Origin of the sequence: Pseudomonas sp. SJZ074, assembly GCF_007828215.1 — a bacterium.
Lineage (GTDB): Bacteria > Pseudomonadota > Gammaproteobacteria > Pseudomonadales > Pseudomonadaceae > Aquipseudomonas.
Map to the genome: position 1 here is coordinate 1 of NZ_VIUE01000065.1, position 1297 is coordinate 1297.

Sequence of the window (1297 nt, forward strand, 5' to 3'; positions counted from 1 at the left end):
CAATGCCTGCGCCTCTTGATGTACCTCTGCTCGCAACGCGTGCTCAAGTCTCTCCAAAGTTTTTCGAGAGTTTGAGCCGCGTCCACTACGCCAGTATTCCAGGCCCAGCCGCCATAGCGATAACACTCGTCGGCGTTTAAGGCTATTGCTTTGAAAACGGCGCTCATGCCCCGCCTCGCGGGCCTGCAATCCCGTTAAACAAATGATGTAATTAGCCAGAGCCGAGATCAGCAAAAGTACTTCGATTCGGCGTGGGCAGTGACTCCGATGGCGAGTGACGCCTACGCCAAAATACTCACTTTTTACATCTCTGAAGCCTTCTTCTATCTGCATGCGCTGTTTGTAAACGGCCACGATTTTCGATGGATTCCATTGATCCTCCGGCAGGTTGCTAGCCAATAACCAGGGCTCTCGTTCACGATTGGCCGATTGCCTGCTGAGTTTGTTTTTGGCGATTGATCCGGTGACACGCTGGTGTTTGCGACCTTTTGCCGAATGCCTAACGCAGTACAGATGAATGATGTGCGGAGCGCTTTGGGTCATCTCGATCCGCCCCAATGACTTCGGTGAGGACGATGCCAGAGCGTAGAGGTTTTTAACGGGTAGCCAAGTGTCTGCGTCGGCTCGGTAGAGATCCCGGTTACGCACGCGTCCCACGTAATACCAGCCTTGCGCCTCGACGGCTTTGATCCATGGTCGGCGAAAACCTGCGTCAGCCACAAGGATCGGAACGCACTCTTCGGGAAGCATTTCGGCCAGCGCTTGTAGCAATCGTTTTTGATATTTCGGACAACCCTCACGTTCATGAACGCTCTCGTAGATCGGGAATGAGCGTCCCGCCAAAGGGATGGCTGCGCGCAACAAAAAGAACTCTCCAGCCGCATCAATGGGTGACCAATCAACCAGGATCAATGGATGCTTGAGCGAGCCCAACAGGGCTCGCAGCATGACCCAGTAAAACAGCGGGCGCTCGGTTTGCAGATGCCGATTACCCAACAGCCGATCCACTCGTTTGATGGTGTGTTTGGGATAGGCTTTGCTTGGTAAAAATCGACCAAGCCCCGTCAGCGTGAGCCGACGTCCTCGTAGCAATGCGCTGACACAACACATCAACGTTTTCAGGCGACGAGAGTGAACACCAGGGAGTGCTTGAGCGAGCGCGCTGTGTAAGAATCGGATGGCCTGCATGGGGCGGGATCTTGTTTTGTGTGGTGCAACACAAGCTGCCGACTCATGCAGGTCTCTTCAATATTCCAACTTCTTGATTTTTCGTAAGAAAATTCGGGGATTCCTCAGG

General features: G+C 53.5%; 1 protein-coding gene. It reads right to left on the reverse strand.

Annotation, left to right across the window (positions count from 1 at the left end; genetic code table 11):
- Positions 1-1188 (reverse strand): IS4 family transposase (locus FBX99_RS28765; RefSeq protein ID WP_145133815.1); only part of this gene is annotated, 1188 nt, incomplete at its 3' end.
- Between the last annotated feature and the right edge of the window lie 109 nt (positions 1189-1297).